Origin of the sequence: Kribbella sp. NPDC000426 (genome assembly GCF_040300265.1) — a bacterium.
Classification (GTDB): Bacteria; Actinomycetota; Actinomycetes; order Propionibacteriales; family Kribbellaceae; genus Kribbella.
The window spans coordinates 272,213-294,783 of record NZ_JBEPDK010000006.1 but is presented as its reverse complement, the minus strand read 5'-3'; the positions used below and the strand labels follow the sequence as shown (position 1 = coordinate 294,783).

Genomic DNA, 22,571 nt, shown 5'->3' with positions numbered 1-22,571 from the left:
GGAGCGGGGTAGATATGTCGAACGTTCTGGTTCTGGTCGACCACGCCGCGGGCAAGGTCCGCAAGACGACCGCCGAGCTCCTCACCATCGCCCGCCGCCTGGGTGAGCCTGTCGCCGTGTTCGTCGGTGAGGGCGTGCAGGACGCACTGCCGGCGCTGGGTCAGTACGGCGCGACCAAGGTGATCGCGCTGTCGAGCCCGGAGCTCTCGCAGTTCCTGGTGGCGCCGAAGGCCGAGGCGTTGCAGCAGGTCGCGGCGAAGGTGGAGCCGTCGGCGATCCTGATCTCGTCGAATGCCGAGGGCAAGGAGATCGCGGCCCGGCTCGCGGTCAAGCTCGACTCGGGTCTGATCACCGACGCCGTCGACGTGCAGGCCGGTGATGGTGGTCCCGTCACTACGCAGTCGGTGTTCGCGGGCAACTACACGGTCAAGTCCAAGGTGACGCACGGGACGCCGATCATCACCGTCAAGCCGAACGCCGCCACCCCAGAGGCCGCTGAGACCTCCCCGGAGGTCGAGGAGTTCGACGTGTCGATCTCCGACGCGGCGAAGACGGCGCGGATCACCGAGTCCAAGCCGCGGGAGGCGACGGGCCGTCCGGAGCTGACCGAGGCCGCGATCATCGTGTCCGGCGGCCGCGGTACCGGCGGTGACTTCGGTCCGGTCGAGGCATTCGCGGACTCGCTGGGCGCAGCCGTTGGCGCGTCACGTGCAGCGGTGGACTCGGGTTGGTATCCGCATGCCTACCAGGTCGGTCAGACCGGCAAGACCGTGTCCCCGCAGCTGTACGTCGCGGCCGGTATCTCCGGAGCGATCCAGCACCGCGCGGGTATGCAGACCTCGAAGACGATCGTCGCGGTCAACAAGGACCCCGAGGCCCCGATCTTCGAACTGGTCGACTTCGGCGTCGTCGGCGACCTCCACAAGGTCCTCCCGACCGCCACCGAAGAAGTAACCAAGCGCAAGGCCTGACCCCGCCAGACCTGGTCCAGCGGTCCGGCTCGGCTCCCCTCCCGAGCCGGGCCGCCGCTTGGGCGGGCTAGCATGCGGCAGATGCGGATCTGGGTCAGCGGGGCACGAGGCAAGCTGGGTGCGGAGGTCTGTCGGCAGTTGCTCGCCGACGGCTACGAGGTGATCGAAGCCGACCTCGCCGGACCTGACGCGGTCGATCTGATGGACCGGGACGCGGTCGCCCGTTCACTGCGTGGTGCTGACGCGATCGTGCATTGCGCGGCCATCGCCAGTCCCGAGAACATCGAGCCGGTCCGTCTGTTCGAGCTCAACACGATCACGACGTTCAACGCACTCGAAGAAGCCTGGAAACAAGGCATCCGTACCGCGGTGCTCGCCTCCAGCGGGTCGATCTACGGCACCGCATGGTCTCCCGAGGAGATCGGCACACCGGACGTCCCGATCGACGAGAACACCGAGCTCCGGTACGTCGACCCGTACGCGCTCACCAAGGACGTCCTCGAACGTATGGGACAGACGTACGCCCGCCGCGGCGTACAGGTCACCGCCCTGCGTTTCCACTGGATCCTCACGCCCGACGAGGTACGCCGGTACATCGCCGACGCCCCACCCGAGGACAACCGCCGCAACCTCTGGGGCTACGTCGACCTGGCCGAAGCCGCCCGCGCGTGCACCCTCTCCCTCCAACCTCGCACCCACAACCGCTTCGCCACCCTCCTCATCGCAGCCGAGGACACCGGCCGCCACGAGCCCACCACAGCCCTCCTAGCGACCCACTCACCTGACACCACCATCCACACCGCCGTACCGGGAACCACGTCCCTCTACGACACCAGCCAAGCCGCCCAAGTCATCCACTGGACCCACCAGTCCACCTGGCGCAACCAGTAACCGATGCCGGCGGTCTAGGTGGTGAGGTGGGTGCGGATGGTGGTCAGGTCGGTCGCCACGGAGGACTGCCGGGCGTCGGAGGAGTTGGTGTAGTCGGCTAGTTGGGTGGTGGCTGTGGTGCAACGTTCGGTGAGGCGTGTGGCTCGTTCCGCGGCTGCTGCTTGGTCGGCCTTGCTGGTGGTGCGGAGGTTCCAGTACCGGAAGGCGCCGATGCCGATCAGGATTGCGCCGGCGACGATCCAGATCGCGTTCACGAGGCCGAGAGCGATCGCCACGACTACGCCGATGCCGACGAGGGCGGTTGGGACGGCGTACTTGCCGGTGGACACGACGCCGGCGGACCGCGTGATGGTCGAGACGGCGGTGCTCAGCTGGAGCTGGTCGGGCCCGTCCGGGCGGACCGCGATCGTGTGGCCGTCGCTGGCCACGTCGATCTGCGCCGGGCTCGGCTGACCCGCCACTCGCGCGAGCTCCTCGATCGAGGGGAGTACTGACGGGCCGATGACGCGCAGTACGGTCGCCGCCAGGTGCGGGTCGTCCTTCTGGCCCAGGTCGTCGGCGAGCAGCCCCTCGACCGTACCGACCGAGTCCTCGAGCCCTTCCGCAGCTGACTCCCCGGCACCACTGATCTGAGCCCGCAGCACGGCAACCCGCGCCAACGACTCCCGCTCCGGCTCGCTCCCCTCAGAGATCAACAGCCGCAGCACCGCGGCGGTGCTGCCCGCGGAGTCGTACTTGACAGTGGGAGCCGGTTCGCGGGCCTCGGTGTTCCCTGCGATCGACTCGACAGCGGAGCGGACCCGGCCGAGGCGGATGCGCGCGGTCACCTGCTCCGCAACGGCCTCGAAACGGGTGCCGGAGGAGGGCGGGGTTTCGCCGCGCTTCTCGAGCTTCGGTAGCCAGTCCGCCGGTGGTGCGGCCGACTGCAGCCGCTTCACCACCAGTTCCAGACCGTCCGCACCGAACCCACCACGTGCTGCGGTAGCCCACAGCACCCGCTGCACGCGGGTAACCGTCCCGTCTGCAGGCAGTACGCCGAACGCCACGTCCAGCCACTCGCTCCGTACCTGATGCCGCTGCCCGAGCGCAGCCAACGCCAGCGACAGGAACGTCGCCGTACGCCGCCCGTCGAGCCCCATCGCCACACCGAGCGCCTGCTCGTCCTGCCCAGGGCCGGGCGCCTGCACGTCCTGCGCGGAGGCGAGGGTGATCAGGGCCTCGGTGGCTGGTCCTAGCCAGTACTGCGGGACGGGTTCGGTGGGTGGTGGGAGTGGAGTGTCGGAAGCCATGGCAGTCAGGACTTGGCTGGTGTAGCGGCGTAGTTCGGCGGCGGGGAGGTAGCCGGACATCTCGTAGCGGAGGTCGGATAGCTCGACGAACGCGTCGAAGGCCGTCGAGAGGCGGTTGACGCGTTCCTGTAGGCCGCCCTGGATCTTGGACAGCTGGGACTGCAGTCGCGACGTCTCCTGTCGCGCATAGGACATCTCGCTCTGCAGGTCTTCGAGCTGTTCGTTCTGCCGTCGTTCCCGCCACCAGTCGGTCATGCGCCCCGTCCCCTCGTCCGCGATTGCTCTCCGGAAGGATGGCGGTTCAGCGGGTCATCTGGCGGTGCGGTGGGCTGACCAGTCGGAGCTGCAGCATCGCTGCGAAGCGGGAGTCGGGGTCGTCGAGGTCCAGCCCGCCCACCTCGGCCAGGCGGCGCAGGCGGTACCGGAACGTGTTGGGGTGCACGTACACCGCCGCAGCAGCCGCGGCGACATCGCCGAACGCATCCAGCCACGCCCTCAGCGTCTCGACCAGGTCGGTGTTGTGCTGGCGGTCGTACGCGACCAGACGGGCAATCGGACCGGTCGGCTCGTCTCCGCGCGCTTCGATCAGGTCGCGCAGCTCGAGCAGGAGGGTGTCGACGTGGACATCCGCGAGTCGTGCGACCCGTGGCGCGCCACGCCCGGTTCGCAGTACGCGGAGAGCACGGTCGGCACCAGCACGCGCGTTGGGTAGATGCGCAGCCTCAGCAACGACAGGGCCTACTCCGATGCTGGCTGTGACGCGGTCGCCGATCCGTTCGAGGAAGTGCTTGCCGATACGTACGGCGCGCTCCTCGCCGTCGGACCGGTCCGGCCGCACCGGTATCAGCCCATACGCGACATCACCCACCAACGCGGCAGCAGCCCGCGGATGCACGGCGCCCAGGTGCATGGCGAACGCATCGGCCAGCCGCTGACGCTCCCCGGCCAGTCCGGCCTGGCTGACCAGCGATTCGTCGGTCTGGACCACGGAGTCTTCGGAGTCGAAGGCGATGATCCCCAGAGCGAGTACGACGACGTGCTGATCGGCCAGCCCCAACCGGTCCAGGGCGGCTCGCGCGCCGGGGCCGCCTTCCAACGCCGTGCTGACGAGGTCGGCGCGCAGCCGGCGTTCGACGTCGGCACCGGCGCGGATGCGAAGCATGTGCAAGGCAACCAACTTCGCGGCGTCGCACAGGGCCTGGGAGCGCTCCGGGGTGAGCGGGTCGCGGACGGCGGCCCAGATCGAGCCGAGGATCTCGTCGCCGGCGCGGACCGCGACGGCGACCCGCGGGATCGTGAAGGTCTCGCCGGTGGTCGGCAACGGCGGTACGTGCACGGGACGGTCGGTGCGGTACAGCTCGCGGAAGATGCCGTACTCCGTCAGTAGCCGGAAGTACCGCTGCGGCACCTGGCGGCCGAGCACGGTCTCCACCCGGGCCGTGTCGGCCTCGTCCTGCCGTCCGGAGAACGCGAGCACGCGCGAACTGCGGTCCTCGATCGTCACGGGCGCGTCGAGCAGCGCGGCGGTCGCGTTGGCGAGCGCGAACAGGTCGCCGGAGGGCATGCCCGCGAGGGTCTGCACCTCACCGACGTCGCCGTCCGCGAGCAGAGACCGCAGCAGTACGGCGAGCTGGTCCCACGACGCGCCCCGGGTCAACGCCAGCAGGGCGACTCCGGACTCGGCCACCGCGGCTGCCAGCAGGTCACCGGCCGCGATGGGGGAGCGGACGACCAGCCCGGCGGCCTGCTGACGACCGAGGTCACGCAGTACGTCGGCGATGCGGTCGGGCTCGTGCAGGCCGACGCCGAGGACGAGGGCGTGCGAGGGGAGCACGGGCTCGTCGAGCGGATCGAGGATGACGATCCCGCCGATCTCCGCCGGCCCGTCCGGATCCCCGTGCACCAGCTCCAGCAAGGTCGCGCCCAAGTCGTCGAGAACCCGGCCGAGACTCGCCCGCGGTCGATTCGTCACCGATCACCTCCGGCCCCCAGCCTAGGCCTCAGAGTGGCAGCCATTCGGTGCTCGTGGTTACCGCGGCCAGTTCGGTCTCGAGCGGCTCGATGCCGATGCCGGGGCTTGTCGGCACCGGCAGGTGGCCGTCGTCGAGGGTGAACGGCGGGGTGATGTCGGTGCGGTAGTACCGGTCCGAGGCCGACGTGTCGCCGGGCAGCGTGCAGCCGGGTAGGGCGGCCAGGGCAACGTTCGCGGCGCGGCCGATGCCGGTTTCCAGCATGCCGCCGCACCAGACCGGGATGTCGTTGGCGACGCAGACGTCATGGATCCGCCGCGCCTCCAGATAGCCGCCGACACGACCCGGCTTGATGTTGACGATCGCGCAGGCCCGCAGCCGGATCGCTGCGGCCGCCGCGCGCGCCGACGTGATCGACTCGTCCAGGCACACCGGAGTACTGATCAGCTGAGCCAGATCCGCGTGCCCGAGCACGTCCTCCTCGTCCAGCGGCTGCTCGATCAGCAGGAGATCGAAGGGATCGAGCCGCGCCAGGTGCCGCGCGTCGGCCAGCGTGTACGCCGTGTTGGCGTCGACCTGCAGCAGGATGTCGCCGTACTGCTCCCGCACCGCGCGCACCGGCTCGATGTCCCACCCGGGCTGGATCTTCAGCTTGATCCGCACGTACCCCTGCTCGAGATAGCCGCCGACCGCGTCGAGCAACTCGCCGATCGAGTTCATGATCCCGACCGACACCCCGCACGGGACCCGGTCCCGCACGGCACCCAACTCACGAGCCAGCGGACGGTTCTCAGCCCGCAGCTCCGCATCGAGTACGGCGGTCTCCACGGCAGCCTTCGCCATCCGGTGCCCGTGGAACCGGCCCAGCGCCGGGCCGACCTCGACCGCGGAGTCCACCGAAGCCAGCGCGGGTACGAAGAACCGCCGCAGTACGTCGGCCGCCGCATCGACGTACTCCGAGGAATACAGCGGCCCGCTCATCGCGACGCACTCGCCCCACCCCTCGGCCTCCGTGCTCACGGCGCGCACAAGCAGCACGTCCCGCGTCGTCTCGGTGCCGAACGAGGTCCGGAACGGCGATACCAACGGCATCGAGATCCGCCGCAGTTCGAATCCGGTCAGCTTCATCACAACCCTTTCTGCTCGACGACGTACCACCCGGCCCGATCGAACCCGCTCACCCGCGCACCGTCGGCCAGCAACCCGCCCAGGACCTCACGTAACGCGGCCCGCCACGCCTTCGCCGCACCGGGATCGGTACGCCGCAACCCCTCGACATCAGGTGGTACGGCGACCAGCACGACGCCGTCGCCTGCAGGACCGGCAACCGCCGGCCACCCGTCCGCACCGCACGCCAGCGCAACCCTTGCCTCAGGCATCAACCCGACGTCGGCCACGACTGCCTGCCGAGCCGCAGCGGCCTCGACAGCTGGAGCATCGAGCTGCCAGCGCACCAGCAACCGATCGGTGTCGTCGCCGCTGTTGATCCCGTCGCGCATGTCGCCGTAGAAGTTCGTCAGGTACTCCGTCGGCTGCGCCGCGAGCTTGGCCACGTTGAAGTAGGCGTTGCGCCGGATCAACGGATCGAACGTCCACGAGATCGACGACACTCCCCGGCGCAGGGCCCAGGCGCGTTGATGCAGCTTGAGCGCGAACCCGACATTCCGCCCGCGCGCCGACCCCGACACCCCGGCCACGTGGCTGTGCATCGAGACCTCCGCCGGAGCCGAGAAGAACCCTACGCAGGCGCCGATGAGTTCGTCCCCGTCGTAGGCGCCCCCGACGTAGTTGCCTGCCTTCGTCAACGCCCGCAGCAATTCGGTCGTCACGGGCGGATTGCTTGGGTCCGGCCGCCAGATCGAGTCGTAGAGGCGGTAGACCTCGTCGAGTTCGGTCAGCTCGCGCAACTCGCGCACCCGCACTCCGGCCGCAGCCGCCGCATCGATACCCGCTTCCGTGGCGGCGGTAATCGACGGGCTCAGATCGAGCGTCATGGCGTGTCCAGCAGGTCTGCCATCAGCGCCGCCAGCAACGCTGTCCGCGGTGCGAGCTCGGCGACCAGGACGTGTTCGTCGTCGGCGTGGGCGCCACCACCGACGGCACCCAGCCCGTCGAGGGTCGGCGTACCGATGCCGGCCGTGAAGTTGCCGTCCGATGCGCCGCCGACGGCGACCGAGCGCAAGGCCGGCAGGCCCAGATCGGCCGCGACCCGGGAGGCCCGTGCGTACAGCTCCTCGGACATCTTGCGTTCCAGCGGCGGCCGGTTCGGTCCGCCGATGATCTCCAGCGAGCTCCCGGGCAGCACCGGCCGGAGTGCCTGCATCGCCTCGTCCACGCGCAGTTGCTCCTCGGCGGTCCACGCCCGCACGTCGACGAAGAACGCCGCGGCGGCCGGCACCGTGTTCCGCGTGGTCCCCGACGTCAGTAGGGACGGCGTCACCGTCGTACTGAGTTCGGCGTCGCCAAGGTTGCTGATAGCAAGCACTTGGTGTGCGGCCTCGACCGAGGCGTTGATGCCGAGCTCGGGCTCGAGCCCCGCGTGCGCCGCCCGCCCGGTGATGCGTACGTCGTAGAGCGAGACGCCCTTCCGCTCGAGCTTGAGCGCACCGGCGTCAGCCGACGCCTCGAGCACCAGCGCGGCGACGCAGCCCGCAGCCTCGGTCTCGATCAGCTCGCGCGACGACGGCGAGCCCAGCTCCTCGTCACCGGTCACCAGCAGCGTGACGGTTGCTGATGGCAACGTCGAGATCGCATGCAAGGCCATCACCAGGCCGGCCTTCATGTCGAAGCACCCCGGCCCTCGCAGTACGCCGTCCTCGTTCGTGAACTGGTGCGTGGTCAGCGAACCAAGAGGCCAGACGGTGTCGTGATGTGCCAGTACCAGGACCCGGCGCGGCCCGTCGCCGAGACGCCAGCGCAGATGTGTGCAGCCGTCCACGACGATGTACTCCGGCTTGGACCCGAGCCGCTCCGCTCCGAGCTGAGCCACCACGTCCGCGCTGTGAGCCACCGCCGCGACATCCGACGACGGCGACTCACACGTGACCAGGGTTTCGAGATCCGCGAGCATCTGCGGCAACTGCGCCGCGAAGACCGACTCCGTCATCCGCCGACCTTCGGTGTGGCGCGGACCCCGAAGTGCAGGTACTTCTCACCGGTCGGCAGCGAGTAGAACGTCACCGGCGTCCACGTGAGCGCACCGGGCGCCCGCACCACGAACAGGTCGCCGCTCTCGTCTACTGGGGTCATGCGCAGCTCCTCCGTCGGGTCCGGCAGGAGCTCGGCCAGCGGTCCGGTGATCGTCATCCGCAGCAGTGGGCCCTCGTCGTCGACCAGCACCTCCTGAATCGTGCTGGAGCGCTCGTACCGGCCCACGTGCCGGCGTACGTCGACCGTCAGAGGCTCCACGGGTGGCGAGAGCGGTGTGGGCATCGAGACCCCGGCCAGCTCCGCGAAGATCTCCCGGTAGAGGTCCTCGTACAGGTCACGCGTGTGGCCGCCGTTCGTCAGCAGTACGACGGCCAGCCCTTCGTCCGGCAGCACCCGCAGGAACGCGGCCTGCCCGATCGTGTTGCCATCGTGCCCGATCAGCCGCCGGCCGTCCCAGCCGAATCGGATCCAGCCGAGTCCCCACGAGTCGCCCAGTGAGTACTTGTCCGGCAGCTCCGCCTGCTGCTCGGCCATCGCAGTCACCGAAGCCTCGCTGATCAGCCGGGTGCCGTCAGGCGCGACACCGTCGTTCAGGTGGAGTCGTGCGAATGCCAGCGCGTCAGCCACGGTCGATGTGATCAGTCCGGCAGGCCCCAACGACCGTGGGAGTCCCCAAACCGGTGCGCGCTTCGGTTCCTCTTCGCCCTCGCTGACGTGTCCGACCGCGGCCGACCGGAGCAGCGCCTCCTCAGGCAGCGTGACCGTGTTCTTCAGACCGAGCGGTGTGATGATCCGGTCCCGCAGCGCCTGGTCCCAGGTGGAGTTGGTGAGCTTCTCGATCACACGGCCGGCCAAGGAGAAGCCGGAGTTGCAGTACGACCAGGTAGCGCCCAGCGGGTGATTCTGTACGACGTCCGCGAGCAGGTCGACGTACTTCTCCAGACAGTCGTCGCCGCGACCTGTGTCGGTGAAGACGTCTCCGTCGATCCCACTGGTGTGTGTGAGGAGGTGTCGCATCGTCACCTGCTTGGCGACGTCAGGGTCACCGAGCTGCAGCTCGGGAAGCACCTGGCTGATCGGTGCGTCCAGCTCGAGCAGGCCTTCGTCGACAAGCTGCAGTGCGAGCGTCGCAGTCCAGACCTTCGACATAGAGCCGATCTGGAAGACCGACTCGGTCGTGGTCTCCACCCCGGTGTCCTTGCTCAGTACGCCGGTTGCCGCCTCCACCAGCTCGTCCTCCGCCCCCGGCCGCACCCGGAGGATCCCGAGCGTCGCGCCAGGTACGCCGTGCCGGGCAGCCAGCGTGGTGAGTCGACGCTGCCAGTGTGCCGCGTCGATCTTCGCCCGGCCCGGACCGCTCGCGTCACCGGCGTACTGCTCGACCCAGTCGCGGATGCGCCGGTTGAAGTCGAGGCGATGGGACGGACGGCCCTCGACGATGAACAGGTGACTGGCGTCCGGGTAGAGCACCAGCTGACTCGGTACGCCGTTCTCACGCAGCGCCGTGTGCCACTGCTGGGCCTGTCCGACCGGGCAGCGTACGTCGGCGTCGCCCTGCAGGATCAGCGTCGGCGTTGCCACCTTGCCGACCTCGGCGAACGGCGACATGGAGCTGTAGTCGGTGGCGCTGTTCAGCTCGTACACGTCGAGGAAGTGCCCCATGTCCGACGTACCGGCCATGCTGGTGAGGTCGCTGACCACGCCGCCGGTGACCGCTGCGGCGAACCGGTCGTCGCGGCTGGTCAGGTAGCACGTCATGAACCCGCCGTAGCTGTAGCCGGCCACGGCCAGCCGGTCGGCGTCAGCGATGCCCTCGGCAACCAGTTCGTCGAGCGGCTCGAGGAAGTCGCGGGCGTCCGCCGTACCCCAGGCTCCGAGCGCTGCGTTGAAGAACTCCTCGCCGTACCCGTCGCTGCCACGGGGGTTGAGCAGCAGCACAGTCCAGCCGTGGGCGGCCAGCTCCTGGTGGTAGAGGTGTACCTCGTCGGCGGCGGCGTTCCACGCGTTGTGCGGACCGCCATGGATGTCCAGCAGCAGCGGCTGCGGCCCTTCGGCCTCCGGGTCGCGAACGAGCCAGCCGGAGACCACAGTCCCGTCCGAGATGGTGAACTCGCGCTCTACCCGGACAAAGACGTCCTTCTCGCCGTACGTCGTCAGCGTCGTCAGCGTGGTCTGCGCACCGGTGGCCAGGTCGAGCGTGACGATCTCTCCGAGCGACGTGGGCGTGCTCAACGCGAACGTCGCGACACCAGCGGCGACGGACAGCCCGGACACGACCTGTCCCGCCTCGCCGAACACGTGCTGCGGCGTGCCGCCCGTAACAGGCACGGAGTACAGGTGTGTGCAGCCACGGTCGCGAGCAGCGAAGAGGACGGTGCTGCCGTCGTCGGTGAGTGTCGGCAGCGCACCCGGGTACGCCGCTCCGCCGGACATCACGTTGCGGTCCAGCGGAGCAGCCAGGTTCACCACCTCGCCGCTGTCCAACGAGAGCCGCAACAGACCGGCGTGACCGACCGGCCCCGACTGCATGCCGACGATGAGCAGTGCCGCGCCGTCAGCAGTCCAGGTCACCGTGCCGGCAAGTCCGTCAGTCAGACCGACCAGCTGCGGCCGAGCCTTGGCATCTGACGCGTCGAGCACGTAGGCAGGAGCCGTCGGTGTCAGGTCGGCGTCAGGTGAGGTGGCAGCCCCAAAAGCCAGGCGGGCGCCGTCCGGTGACCAGGCCGGGTCGCCGGCGTGCCAGTCTCCCTCGGTGGCCTGACGGCACTCCTTTGACTCGACCTCAGCGACATGCAGGTGCTTGCGGACCGTCCGCAGCCAGCCTGCGCCGTCGGCTTGGTAGTCCAGTCGCTCGGTGGCGATGGGCGCGTGCTCATCGGCCCCCGCGATGTCGACCGGCGCAGAGAAGGCGATCCGCGTCCCGTCAGGACTCCACCTCGGCGTTCCTGCACCCAGTGGCAGCGTGGTGAGCTGCTCCGGCTCGCCGCCTCCGGCCGGCAGCACCCAGATCTGTGCCGGGCCGTCTTTGGACCGCAGGAAGGCCAGCTGCGTCCCGTCCGGTGACCAGACGGGCGTCGAGTCCGCGTCGCCGCGCGTGAGCTGCTGCGGTGTACCACCGGAGGCAGGGACCCGCCACAGGCTCCGCAGCGTCCGGTCGGCCTTCGCGTCGGTGGTCCGGAGGACGTAGACGAGCTGGGCCGCGTCCGGCGACAGCGCCGGCTGCTCCGGTACGGCAAGCTCGGTCAGGTCGTCGATGCGCAGACGTGTCACTGGGAGTCCTCCTTGAGTTCCATGAGCGGGCTCGGGCCGACGGCCCGGAGTGCGCCGGCTGCGTGGTGGCAGGCGGCGCGATGCAGACGGTGGTCTGCCTCAGCGGTGGGATCGAGGGTCAGGCAGTGCTCGCGGTCGGTCCGGATCAGCGGACCGATCGGGCACCTCGGATGGAACCGGCAACCGGCCGGCGGATGATGCGGATCAGCCGGCTCGGCGTCCGCGACCAAGGCCTCGTCCGGCGGCGGCAACGAGGTCGAGCCGCGTCGCGGAGCCGCCGCGAGAAGCTCTTTGGTGTAAGGGTGTTGCGGATTGCCGAGTACGTCGTGGGCCGGCCCGACCTCGACGATCCGGCCCAGGTACATGACCGCGACGATGTCGCTGACGTACCGCACCACGGCCAGGTTGTGCGAGATGAACAGCATCGACAACCGCAGCTCGCGTTGCAATGTGCGGACGAGATTCAGCACCGTGCCCTGGATCGACACGTCCAGCGCCGAGGTGATCTCGTCGGCGATGAGCACCTCTGGTTTGCCTGCCAGCGCGCGGGCAATCGCGACCCGCTGCCGCTGCCCGCCCGACAACGCACCCGGGTACGCCGAGATGCGGTCGGCGTCCAGTCCGACGAGCTCGAGCAACCGCACCACCTCGTCTCGGCGGTCCGCTCTCGGCCCTCTTGGCATTGCCTCGGCGATCGAGTCACTGATGGTCATCCGTGGATCCAGTGAGGAGTACGGATCCTGGAACACCATCTGCAGTGGTCGCCGAGCTCCCGGCCGATGATGCAGCGGTACGCCGTCCAGCAGGATCTGCCCGTCCGCAGGCTCGGCCAGCCCGACAGCCGCACGCGCCAGGGTCGACTTGCCGGACCCGGACTCACCGACCAGTCCGACGACCTGTCCCGACGGCACTGTCAGATCCACGCCGTCGACGGCTGTCAGCGCACGTCCGTACCGGACCGTCACGCCTTCGAAGCGCAGTTCGCTCATCGCTGCCCCGTCCGGAAGTTCGAGTACTCAGCCTGCGCCTGTGGATGCCAGCACGCCACCTGATCGACCAGCACAGGGTCCTCGGCCCGGCACCGGTCCGACGCGAACGCACACCGCGCCGCGAAGGCACACCCCTCCGGCAACCGCGCCGGATCCACCGGACGCCCGGGAATGACTGCGAGCGGTTCGTCGAGCGCGGTGTCCAGATCGGGTACGGCGGCCAGCAACGCCCGCGTGTACGGATGCCGTGCGCCGGTGGCCAGGTCCGTCGAAGGGAGGTCCTCGACGATGCGTCCGGCGTACATCACCAGCACGCGGTCGCAGATCTGTGCGACCACGCTGATGTCGTGGCTGATCAGCAGCACCGCGACATCGTCCTCGGTGCGGATCGTCTCCAGCAACCGCAGGACCTGCCGCTGGACGGTCACGTCGAGTGCCGTGGTCGGCTCGTCGGCGACGATCAACGCCGGCGCACCCATCAGGCCCATGCCGATCATGGCACGCTGCCGCATACCGCCGGAGAACTCGTGCGGATACTGCCGCGCCCGGCGCTCCGCCGCAGGCACTCGGACCGCCCGGAGCCGGTCGATCGCCCGGTCCATCGCTGCACGCCGGGTCAGGCCCTGATGCTCGCGTGCACCCTCAGCCAGTTGTACGCCGATCCGCTTGGTCGGGTTGAACGACGTCATCGGGTCCTGGAACACCATGGCGAACGACGTACCCAGCAGCCGTCGCCGGACCGCCGCAGTACTGCGGACCGGCAGCCGGCCGAGCAGGGGAGCGCCCAGGAACGACAGCTCGGCGGCACGCACCTCACCCGGCTGCTCGATCAGCTGGGCGACAGCGAGCGCGGTGAGGCTCTTGCCGGAGCCGGATTCACCAACCACGCCGACGATCTCGCCCTTGTGGATCGTGAAGCTCACACCACGTACCGGAGAGACCGGTGTGACCGGACCGGGGAAGCTGACGTGCAGGTCCTCCACCACCAGCACGGCGTCGTTGTCGTCGTCGCGAGCCGGCGTGGCCTCCGGCGTACGGTCGGTCCACCGCGCTCGAGGGACCTGTACGCCGAGGCCCTTCGCCACAGCCTCGCCGAAGAGGTTGAACGCCAGCCCCGCAATGACCACGGCGACACCAGGAGCGAGTGCTGCGGCCGGGTGCACGTAGATGCCGCTGAGGCTCTCGCCCAGCATCCGGCCCCAGTCGTAGGCGGGCGGCTGTACGCCCAGTCCGATGAACGACAGCCCCGCGAATGCGAGCAACGTGCCGCCCGCGCCGATCGTCGCGTTGACCACCAGCGGCTCGGCGATGTTCGGCAGGATGTGGCGCACGAGCATCCGGAACCGGCCGACGCCCGCGATCCGCGCAGCCGCGACGAAGTCGCGCTCCGCGACCCCTGCGACCAGCGTCTGCGTCAGCCGCGCGAACGACGGCGCGCCCGCGAAGCCGATCGCCAGTACGGCGCCCTTCGCTCCGACTCCGAACACGACCGCGAAGAACAGCGCGAGCAACAGCCCCGGAAAGGCGACGGCGATGTTCACCACAGCAGTCGCGAATCGACCGCCCCGCTTGCCGAGGACCGCGGGAGCACTGCCCAGTGCAAGACCGGTGACCACAGCGATCGAGGTCGCGAGCAGCGCCAGCAGGATCGACGTACGCGATGCGACCAGGACCCGGTAGAAGATGTCCCGGCCCAGGTTGTCCGTGCCGAGCCAGTGCTGCGCAGACGATCCCTGCAGCAGGTGGTCGGTGTCGATAGCGTTCGCCTGGTGTGACCACAGGACCGGAGCGAACACGGCGAGGAGCAGTACGCCGAGCAGCAGCAGTCCGGCGCCGGCACCTACGGGGGTTCGCAGTACGGCCGTCCAACGGCGCATCAGCTCTCCCTGATGGTGGATCGGGGATCGAGTAGGGCGAGCGTCACGTCGACGGCCAGATTCACCAGCAGTACGCCGACGCCGTACACGAGGACCACTCCCTGCACCAGCGGGTAGTCCTTCGCGATGATCGAGGAGACGATCGTGCTGCCGAGTCCGGGCCAGCCGAAGACGTTCTCGACCAGTACCGTCCCGGCGACCATGCCGCCGAGCAGCAGACCGCCCAGCGTGATCGTTGCTGTTACCGCGTTCGGCAGAGCGTGCCGCAGGTAGATGGCCGCGGCTGGCAGTCGCTTTGCTCGGGCAGTGCGCAGGTAGTCCGTCTGCAGCACTGCCAGCAGCTCCACACGGCAGATCCGCGCGAGCACGGCAGCTGGACCGATAGCCAGCGACAACACCGGCAGCACGTACGACGCGACGCTGCCGCGTCCTGCGACGGGGAACCAGTGCAGCGACACTGCGAACACGTAGACGAGTCCAACTGCCAACAGGAACTCAGGAATCGCAGCGAACACCACAGCGGTCGATGTGAAGCCAAGCTCTGCCCGTGGCCGCCGCCCGCCGCGTGTGAGGACTCCCATAACCAGCCCCAGCGGTACTGCGATCAGCACCGCCACCAGGAACGCTGCGACGGCCAGCTCGACTGTGGCCGGCAGGCGATCCCGGATGACGTCGGAGACAGGTAGTCCGGTCGTGATCGACGTACCGAGGTTGCCGGTCACCAGGTGGTGCAGGAAGTTCAGGTACTGCTGCCAGAGCGGGTCGTCGAGGCCCAGCGAAGCACGCTGGGCGTCGACGAGGCTCTGCGCGGCAGCAGGTCCCAGTGCTCCGCGGACCGGGTCACCGGGGATCAGGTGGATCATCAGGAACGCAGCGCTGACCAGGACGAGGACCGAGCCGACCAGCCGGCCGAGTCGCCGTACGGCGAACCCCAGCCACGGGTGAGTGGTGAGGACCGGCGCGCTGACGGTGGCCGTCACTGGCTCAGCATCTTGATCGACGACGGCATCACGCTGCCTTCCCTCAGGTCGAACGTCGCGCCTTTGCCGAAGATCGGCACGGTGGCGTTGACGAACGGCACCAGGTTGACCTGCTTGAAGAGGGCCCGTTCGGCGGTCGCCCAGTCCGCGCAGCCGTCGGCTCCGGGGATCGCGGCGGCCTTGGCCACGGCAGCGTCGTACTCCGGGTTCTTGATCGAGGAGAAGTTGCTGCCGTTCGGGGGACCGGTGCCCGACAGGAAGCTGACCAGCTGGCTCGGCAGCGACACCGTCAGCGGGATCAGCCCGGCGTGCCAGGTGCCCTGGCCGGCGAGGACGACCGTGCTGATCTCCGCGGTCGAGACGGGCTTGAGAGACACGTCGACACCCAGGTCGCTCCACGCCTTCTGGAGGAGTTCAGAGGCGGACTGCATCGTCGGGCCGAGGCTGGTCGGTGCGTAGAAGACCAAGGACAGCTTCTGGCCGGCCTTCTGCCGAATGCCGCCCGGTCCGGGTCGCCAGCCTGCCGCGTCGAGGGCTGCCTTGGCCGCGTCCAGGTCGTGACCGGGCAGGTTGCCGGTGACGGTGTCGTCGGAGCACGGACCCATGCCGGGGGCAACCAGCCGGGTGGTCGGCGAACCGGTCCCACTGGTGAGCACCTTGCCGAGCTGGGTCAGGTCGAGGGCCTGTGTGAGCGCCTTGCGTACTGCGAGGTCCGCTGTGGGCAGACCGGCCTTCTGGTTGAACCAGAGCTCACCAAGGGGTGTGCCTGCTTCACGCTGGAACGTCTTCTGAGCTTGGAGCCGCTGCTTGTCCGGTCCGGCGATCGCGACGATGTTGACCTGCCCGGACAGCAGCAGGTTGGCCGCTGTGGTCTCGTTGCTGACGACCTTCAGGACGACCTTGTCCGGTAGACCGGCCTGGCCCCGCTTGAAGTCACCTGGTCCCCACGCGTACTCCTTGCGTCGGGTGAGGGTGTAGTGATCGCCCGGGACGGCCTCTGCGACTGTGTACATGCCCGTGCCGTCCGAGCCTTGCTTGAGGATGCTGCGGTCCTTCATTCCCTTGCTGCACACGATGTGGAGCCCGCCGACGTTGCGGACGAGGAACGCATCCGGAGCCGGAGCAGTCACGGTGATTATGCCGGTCGCGTCGTCAGCCGTCGCCTTGGCACCCGGTGGGATGAACACGCCGATCCGCGTGGACTTGTTGGCCGGGTCGCCGACGAAGTTGATGTTCTGCGCGACCGTACTGGCCGTCAGCGGGCTCCCGTCCGCGCATGTGACTCCCTTGCGCAGCGTGTACTTCGCAGTGGTGCTGTTGCCCTCGAACTTGTCGGCCAGCCCGGGCACCTGCTTGCCGTCCGGGCTGATGCCGACCAGCGAGTCGTACAGGAACCAGTCGACCTGCATGGTGACCGACAACGAGGTGAACTGCGGATCGAGGTTGCCAGGATCGGCGCTGATCGCCATGGTCATCGTCTTGCCCTCGGCGGCCTGGCCGCCGGTGCCGGCGGTCTGCTCGCCCGAGCTGCAGGCGGAGAGCGCCAGACTGCCAACGAGACCGGTGACCAGGGCTCCGGCTGCCAGAGTGGTGCGTACGGATCGCAATGTTGCCTCCGGGAATCAGCGGGAATCAGACAGCCGCGCGGCGGAGGGCCCGGCCGCTGTGCAGGTACAGGGCACGGCCGGAGCCGTCGTCGCCGACGAAGACGTGCGGCTGGTGCAGGCCGTGCTCGGCCTTGACGGCGATCAGGCTCTGCTCGTCGCGGCCGACGAGCTCGACCGGATCCGGCTTCGGACCGAGCTCGGTGAAGATGCCCTTCGGCGTCTGCTCGAGCCAGATCTTCCCGTCGTCGTCCTGGCGCACCGTGATGTCGGCGACCTCGCAGCTGTAGGTGCCGAGGATCCGGTCCACGTCCACCGGGGCAGGCTCGGCCGGCGGGGCCGGGAACGGCGGCAGGGTCAGCCCGGCGAGCTCCTGGACGAGGTGACCGAAGACCTTCTTGTAGACCTCGATCGTCTCGCCGCCGTTGGTCAGCAGCGCGACCGCGAGCCCGTGCTCGGGAACGACGCGCAGGAAGGCGTTCTGGCCGATCGTGCCGCCGTCGTGGCCGATGACCGTGGTGCCGTCCCAGTCGAACAGCTCCCAACCGAGACCCCACGACTCGCCCATCATCCCGAGCGCGGGCAGCTTGACCTGCGGTTCCTGCATCGCCTTGACGCTCGCGGCGCTCAGGACGGCCTTGCCGTCGGCCGCGGTGCCCGAGTCGAGGTGGAGCTTGGCGAAGGCAAGCAGGTCACGGGCGCTCATCGCGAGCATCGCGCCGGCCGGCGCCATACCGCGGGTCATGGCCCAGATGGGTGCGGGTACCGGTGCGGCGTCGGCCTCGGGCTTGATGTGCCCGACGGCGGCCCGGTGCAGGATCGCCTCGTACGGATCGGTCGCCGCGTGGGCCAGGCCGAGCGGCGTGAACACGCGTTCGCGCAGGGCAGCGTCGTACGGCGTGCCGCGCAGTACCTCGATCAGGCGGCCGAGTACGGCGAAGCCCGCGTTGTTGTACGAGAACATCTCGCCCGGCGGGAAGAGCTGCGTGGTCGTGGCCAGCGAGGCGACGAACTTCTCGACCGCGTCGTCGCCCTTGCCGGTCTCGTTGAAGATGTCGCCCTCGAACCCGGCGGTGTGGCACAGCAGTTGCCGCGTGGTGATCGCGGCGGCGGCCGTCTCGTCCGCGATGACGAACTCGGGCAGGTACGAGCGGACCGGCTGGTCGAGGTCCAGCTTCCCCTCGTCGACCAGCTGCATGACCAGCGTGGTCGTCCAAACCTTGGTGATCGACCCGATCTGGAACACCGAGTCGGCTGTCGTCTCCACACCGGTCGATTTACTCAGTACGCCGGCCGCGTGGTCGATCACCTCGCCGCCCAGGAGTACGTCGACCGCTGCACCGGGGACCTCATGCTCGGCGAGCAGTGTCGCCAGCCGGTCTTGTAGCCACGTCTCGATCTCGCTCAGAGTCGCCATGCGCCGACGCTAGGCTGGCGGCCACCTCCCGGTATTGGTGCCGGCGTACGACGGGCTGCCCGGAATTCGTCCGATCCGACGAAGCAGCTCGTGCCATGATCAGCCGATGTACCCCGACGGACTGGACCCCGAGGAGCTTGCCTTCCAGCGCCTGTACGGCCCCTGGAAGCAGTCGACGCCGTCCGACGCCCAGCGCATCCTGCACGGGTACGACGGCGACTGGTGGATCGCCGGCGGCTGGGCGATCGAGGCGTTCACCGGCGTACGGCGGGAGCACGAGGACGTCGACCTGTCGCTGTGGCGCCGGGACATCGACGCGCTCCGGCAGCATCTCAAGGGCTCCTACGACCTGTGGTCGAACGCCGGCGGCAGCCTCCGGCCGCTGACCGACCGGCGTCCGGAGCAGCCCGACGACGCCGACCAGATCTGGCTCCGGCAGCACGCGCTGTCGCCCTGGGAGTTCGACGTGGTCGTCAACCCGGACCGGGACGGCCGCTGGGTCTTCCGCCGCGACCCCTCCCTCGACTATCCGCTGGACGAGATCACCTGGGTGGCGCCGGACGGGATCCGCTACCTGAACCCGGAGCTGGCGCTCGCGTACAAGGCCAAGCAGGCCCGGCCGAAGGACGAGCAGGACCTCGCGGCGGCCCTCCCGCTCCTCACCGCGGCCCAGCGGACCTGGCTGGCCGACATGATCGACCACCTCCACCCCGGTCACGCCTGGCCGGGCCGCCTCCGCGGGTAACTATTCGCCTGCTGTCCACCGGACAGGCCCAACAGGCGGGAACATCCGTGGCGGACATACTCTTGAAACCGTTATGGCTACCTCCGACCGCCGCACCGTGTACCTGGACCACGCGGCGACGACTCCGATGCTCCCGGCTGCGATCGAGGCGATGACCCATCACCTCGCCCGCACCGGCAACGCGTCGTCCCTGCACGGCTCCGGCCGCTGCGCCCGGCGGACCGTCGAGGAGTCGCGCGAGTCGATCGCCGCCGCGCTCGGTGCGCAGCCCAGCGAGGTGGTGTTCACCTCCGGCGGCACCGAGGCGGACAACCTCGCGCTGAAGGGCCTGTGGTGGTCCCGCCTGGCCGAGGACCCGCGCCGCCGCCGGATCCTGCTGAGCGGTATCGAGCACCACGCCGTGCTCGATCCGGCCATCTGGCTGGGTCAGCACGAGCAGGCCGAGATCGAGTGGCTGCCGGTCGACGAGCTCGGCCGGGTCAGCCCGGACGACGTACGGCGGGCGGTGGAGAGCGATCCGGAGTCCGTGTCGTTCATCACGTTGATGATGGCGAACAACGAGGTGGGCACGCTCCAGCCGGTCCGGGAGATCGCGGAGCTCGCCCAGCAGTACGGCGTACCCGTGCACACCGACGCGGTCCAGGCGATCGGGCAGGTGCCGGTGGACTTCAGCCGGCTGGGCGTGGACGCGATGACGGTGTCGGCGCACAAGCTCGGCGGCCCGTACGGGATCGGTGCGCTCGTCGTCCACAAGGAGACGAAGCTGACGCCGATCCTGCACGGCGGGGGACAGGAGCGCGACGTACGCTCCGGCACGCTCGACGTGCCTGCGACCGCCGGGTTCGCGGTGGCGATGGAGCACGCGATCAAGCACCAGGCCGACGAGGCGAGCCGACTGATCGAGCTGCGGGACGCGCTGGTCGGGGGCATCACCAGCACCGTCGAGGGCGCGCAGCTGTCGGGTGACCCGGTGGGCCGCTTGCCCGGTAACGCACACTTGTCCTTCAGCGACTGCGAGGGTGACTCGCTGTTGCTGCTGCTCGACGCACGCGGGATCGAGGTGTCGACGGGGTCCGCGTGCAACGCCGGGGTCGCCGAGCCGAGCCACGTCCTGCTGGCGATGGGGTACGACGACCAGCGGGCCCGCGGCTCGCTCCGGTTCACCCTCGGGCACACTTCGACCCAGGCCGACATCGACGCCGTCCTGGACAACATCGGACCGGTCGTGGAGCGGGCGAAGTCCGCCGGCCTGCAGAACGTGGGAAGGAACACCTGATGCGGGTACTCGCAGCCATGTCCGGCGGAGTGGACTCCGCGGTCGCGGCGGCGCGGATGGCCGAGGCCGGGCACGACGTGACCGGAGTACACCTGGCACTCAGTCGGAACCCGCAGTCGTACCGCAGCGGCGCCCGCGGCTGCTGCACGATCGAGGACTCCCGCGACGCCCGCCGGGCAGCCGACGTGATCGGCATCCCGTTCTACGTCTGGGACCTGGCCGAGCGGTTCCACGCCGACGTGGTCGAGGACTTCGTCAACGAGTACGCCGCGGGCCGGACGCCGAACCCGTGTCTGCGCTGCAATGAGAAGGTCAAGTTCAGCGCCGTACTGGAGCGGGCGCTCGCACTGGGCTTCGACGCGGTCGCAACCGGTCACTACGCGCGGATCGTCGACACAGCCACCGGCCGTGAGCTGCACCGTGCGGTGGATCCGGCCAAGGACCAGTCGTACGTGCTCGGCGTGCTGACGCAGGAGCAGCTCGCGCATGCGTTCTTCCCGCTCGGCGACACCGTGAAGACCGAGGTGCGGGCGGAGGCAGAGCGGCGTGGGCTGTCGGTGGCCGCGAAGCCGGACAGCCACGACATCTGCTTCATTGCCGACGGCAACACGCCCGGCTTCCTCAGCGCACAGCTGGGCGAGGCGCCCGGGGACATCGTGGATGCGCAGGGCAACAAGCTCGGCTCACACCAGGGCACGCACGGTTTCACCATCGGCCAGCGCAAGGGCCTGAAGATCGGCACTCCGGCGGCGGACGGCAAGCCGCGGTTCGTGCTGGACATCAGCCCTGTCGACCGCACTGTGACGGTCGGATCGCGCGAGGAGCTCGCGGTGGAGCGGCTGACCGCGTCGAAGCCCCGCTGGTGCGGTCCGGCTCCGACCGACCGGATGACTGCGAAGGCTCAGCTCCGGGCGCACGGCGACGAGGTGTCCGTCACGGCCTGGCTGGACGACGACCAGGTGCAGGTCGAGTTCACCGAGCCGACGTCGGCCGTCGCACCCGGCCAGGCGGTCGTGCTGTACGACGGCACCCGGGTGATCGGATCCGCGACCATCGACACCGTCCAGCGCGCCACGTCCTCTGTATGACGACTACCGGGCTCGGGTCGGTCCCGGGTGACGACGTACGCGAGTGGATGCGCGCCGTACTGGAGCTGGTGGACATCCCGTTCCTGCCGGAGCTGCCGGCCCGGCCGTACGGCGACATGCTCAGCCGGACTGTCGCCGTACTGACCGAGTTGGCTGCTGACCTGCAGCCGGCTGGGTGGCGGCTGACCGGTGGTGGGGACGCGCGGGCGAGTCTGGACCAGCGGCGGGCGCGGGCGTTGCTGCAGGAAGACCTGGACGTGCTGGAGGAGTACGCCGACGGCTATGAGGGTCCGCTGAAGGTGCAGGTCACCGGGCCGTGGACGCTGGCTGCGACGCTGGAACGGCCGCGTGGTGACAAGGTGCTGGCGGACTACGGTGCTCGGCGAGATCTGGCGCAGGCGCTGGCTGACGGAGTACAGCAGCACCTGGCCGACGTACGGAAGCGGGTGCCGGGCGCTGAGGTCGTGCTGCAGGTGGACGAGCCCGGACTGCCCGCCGTACTCGCTGGAGCCGTGCCGACGGCGTCCGGCTGGAGCAAGCACCGCTCGGTCGACGGTCCAGGCGCTGTGGAGCTTCTGAGTCTCTTCACCACGGCTGCGCCGACCATCGTGCACTGCTGCGCGGCCCGTCCGCCGATCGAGGTCTTCACCAAGTCCGGCGCCACCGGGGTGGCCGTAGACATCTCCCTGCTCGGCGAGCCCGGCTGGGAACAGGTCGCCACGGCCGCCGAAGCCGGCACGACCCTGTACGCCGGCCTCGTCCCCACCACCGGCCCCATCCCCGAGCCCGACAAAGCCGCCGAACCCCTCATACGCCGCTGGCGCGAACTAGGCCTCGACCCGGATCTGCTCAAACGCGCGGTAATCACCCCCGCGTGCGGCCTCGCCTCCGCTCCGTCACCAGCAGACGCGAGAGCGCGCCTGCAACTGCTCCGCCGAATCGTCGACGTGGTCGGAGAAGCCGCCGACGCCTGACCCGCCCCGCCCGCCCTGCCACACGATGGGTTACCCCACCGTGTGGTGGGTTCCCCCCAGCGCATACCGGCGGGGAACCC

The 22,571-nt window shown here is 69.4% G+C and carries 17 protein-coding genes; 6 read left to right on the top strand and 11 right to left on the bottom strand.

All coding sequences use genetic code 11. From position 1 onward, the window contains the following. Window positions 1-14 precede the first annotated feature (14 nt). Together ABT313_RS30060 and ABT313_RS30055 are read left to right on the top strand one after the other, a co-directional pair. A complete protein-coding gene (locus ABT313_RS30060) occupies window positions 15-971 on the top strand; it encodes an electron transfer flavoprotein subunit alpha/FixB family protein (RefSeq protein ID WP_350860758.1) in 957 nt (318 codons plus the stop codon). Window positions 972-1,052: 81 nt separating this feature from the next. Next, a complete protein-coding gene (locus ABT313_RS30055) occupies window positions 1,053-1,862 on the top strand; it encodes an NAD-dependent epimerase/dehydratase family protein (protein ID WP_350860756.1) in 810 nt (269 codons plus the stop codon). Window positions 1,863-1,876: 14 nt separating this feature from the next. Here the strand turns inward: ABT313_RS30055 and ABT313_RS30050 are convergent, their stop codons facing one another. Genes ABT313_RS30050 through ABT313_RS30000 form a run of 11 tightly spaced genes read right to left on the bottom strand, consistent with a single transcriptional unit; the run spans window position 1,877 to window position 18,408 of the window. Then, window positions 1,877-3,406, bottom strand: coding sequence for a hypothetical protein (locus tag ABT313_RS30050; protein ID WP_350860754.1), 1,530 nt, complete (start codon window positions 3,404-3,406; stop codon window positions 1,877-1,879). Between the two features lie 46 nt (window positions 3,407-3,452). Then, complete coding sequence (locus tag ABT313_RS30045; RefSeq protein ID WP_350860752.1) at window positions 3,453-5,123, bottom strand: PucR family transcriptional regulator; 1,671 nt, start codon at window positions 5,121-5,123, stop codon at window positions 3,453-3,455. A 28-nt stretch (window positions 5,124-5,151) separates the two neighbouring features. After that, window positions 5,152-6,249: an o-succinylbenzoate synthase gene (gene menC, locus ABT313_RS30040; RefSeq protein ID WP_350860750.1), complete on the bottom strand. Its 1,098-nt coding sequence runs from the start codon at window positions 6,247-6,249 to the stop codon at window positions 5,152-5,154. Continuing rightward, window positions 6,249-7,115, bottom strand: a complete 867-nt coding sequence (locus ABT313_RS30035) for a GNAT family N-acetyltransferase (RefSeq protein ID WP_350860748.1) — start codon at window positions 7,113-7,115, stop codon at window positions 6,249-6,251. Before ABT313_RS30035 ends, menC begins: the two co-directional genes overlap by 1 nt. Beyond that, window positions 7,112-8,227 (bottom strand): M20 family metallopeptidase, encoded by a 1,116-nt coding sequence (locus tag ABT313_RS30030; protein ID WP_350860746.1) that lies wholly within the window; start codon window positions 8,225-8,227, stop codon window positions 7,112-7,114. The genes ABT313_RS30035 and ABT313_RS30030 overlap by 4 nt, the downstream gene beginning before the upstream one ends. Then, entirely contained in the window at window positions 8,224-11,541 is a 3,318-nt protein-coding gene (locus ABT313_RS30025) for a serine hydrolase (protein ID WP_350860744.1), read from the bottom strand. Before ABT313_RS30025 ends, ABT313_RS30030 begins: the two co-directional genes overlap by 4 nt. After that, the gene (locus tag ABT313_RS30020) at window positions 11,538-12,530 is read right to left on the bottom strand and encodes an ABC transporter ATP-binding protein (protein ID WP_350860742.1); all 993 of its coding nucleotides are present in this window, start codon (window positions 12,528-12,530) and stop codon (window positions 11,538-11,540) included. The genes ABT313_RS30025 and ABT313_RS30020 overlap by 4 nt, the downstream gene beginning before the upstream one ends. Continuing rightward, window positions 12,527-14,407 (bottom strand): dipeptide/oligopeptide/nickel ABC transporter permease/ATP-binding protein, encoded by a 1,881-nt coding sequence (locus tag ABT313_RS30015; RefSeq protein ID WP_350860740.1) that lies wholly within the window; start codon window positions 14,405-14,407, stop codon window positions 12,527-12,529. The genes ABT313_RS30020 and ABT313_RS30015 overlap by 4 nt, the downstream gene beginning before the upstream one ends. Continuing rightward, window positions 14,407-15,387, bottom strand: coding sequence for an ABC transporter permease (locus ABT313_RS30010; RefSeq protein WP_350860738.1), 981 nt, complete (start codon window positions 15,385-15,387; stop codon window positions 14,407-14,409). Before ABT313_RS30010 ends, ABT313_RS30015 begins: the two co-directional genes overlap by 1 nt. Then, on the bottom strand, window positions 15,384-16,994 hold the full coding sequence (locus ABT313_RS30005) for an ABC transporter substrate-binding protein (protein WP_350860736.1): 1,611 nt from the start codon (window positions 16,992-16,994) through the stop codon (window positions 15,384-15,386). The genes ABT313_RS30010 and ABT313_RS30005 overlap by 4 nt, the downstream gene beginning before the upstream one ends. Before the next feature lie 25 nt (window positions 16,995-17,019). Further along, window positions 17,020-18,408, bottom strand: coding sequence for a serine hydrolase domain-containing protein (locus ABT313_RS30000; RefSeq protein WP_350860734.1), 1,389 nt, complete (start codon window positions 18,406-18,408; stop codon window positions 17,020-17,022). A 106-nt stretch (window positions 18,409-18,514) separates the two neighbouring features. Here ABT313_RS30000 and ABT313_RS29995 point away from each other — a divergent pair, with 106 nt between their 5' ends. The 4 genes from ABT313_RS29995 to ABT313_RS29980 all read left to right on the top strand — a co-directional run bounded on the left by ABT313_RS29995 (window position 18,515) and on the right by ABT313_RS29980 (window position 22,491). Then, complete coding sequence (locus ABT313_RS29995; RefSeq protein WP_350860732.1) at window positions 18,515-19,153, top strand: nucleotidyltransferase domain-containing protein; 639 nt, start codon at window positions 18,515-18,517, stop codon at window positions 19,151-19,153. A gap of 73 nt (window positions 19,154-19,226) precedes the next feature. After that, complete coding sequence (locus tag ABT313_RS29990; RefSeq protein WP_350860730.1) at window positions 19,227-20,429, top strand: cysteine desulfurase family protein; 1,203 nt, start codon at window positions 19,227-19,229, stop codon at window positions 20,427-20,429. After that, a complete protein-coding gene (mnmA, locus tag ABT313_RS29985; protein WP_350860728.1) occupies window positions 20,429-21,517 on the top strand; it encodes a tRNA 2-thiouridine(34) synthase MnmA in 1,089 nt (362 codons plus the stop codon). The genes ABT313_RS29990 and mnmA overlap by 1 nt, the downstream gene beginning before the upstream one ends. Further along, complete coding sequence (locus ABT313_RS29980; protein ID WP_350860726.1) at window positions 21,514-22,491, top strand: uroporphyrinogen decarboxylase/cobalamine-independent methonine synthase family protein; 978 nt, start codon at window positions 21,514-21,516, stop codon at window positions 22,489-22,491. Before mnmA ends, ABT313_RS29980 begins: the two co-directional genes overlap by 4 nt. Window positions 22,492-22,571: the final 80 nt, after the last annotated feature.